Annotated in this window: 1 protein-coding gene; it reads right to left on the bottom strand. The window is 39.5% G+C overall.

Features of this window, described 5'->3' with window-relative positions; translation table 11 throughout:
* Positions 1–324 (bottom strand): LysM peptidoglycan-binding domain-containing protein (locus ACFINO_RS10515; RefSeq protein WP_375655790.1); only part of this gene is annotated, 324 nt, incomplete at both ends.

The following is a 324-nucleotide window of genomic DNA, read 5'->3' as shown; positions in this document are numbered from 1 at the left end:
TGGGTGTTATAGGAGCTTTCTCTGTAGATGAATACTTCTTGTGTCTTATGGAAGATGCAGATTGAGACTGGGATAAAGATTGTTTTGATGCACCCCAATCATTATTGCGAACATTCGAAGTTTCTGCTGTACGCCCACTTGGAATCATAAGGACCTGACCGATATAAATGGAATTACTCCTTATGCCATTTACTAATTTTAATGCCTCAACACTGACCCCTCTTTGTCGAGCAATGCTTAACAGTGTATCCCCAGTTTGAACAATATAAGAGTTTTGCCGAAAAAGAGGATCATTCCTCATTTGTGAACGAGAAAGTGTTCCAA

This window comes from Bartonella sp. AA83SXKL (assembly GCF_042196965.1).
Classification (GTDB): Bacteria; Pseudomonadota; Alphaproteobacteria; order Rhizobiales; family Rhizobiaceae; genus Bartonella.
The sequence above is the reverse complement of the archived record's forward strand: the minus strand, read 5'-3'. Positions and strand labels throughout refer to the sequence as shown.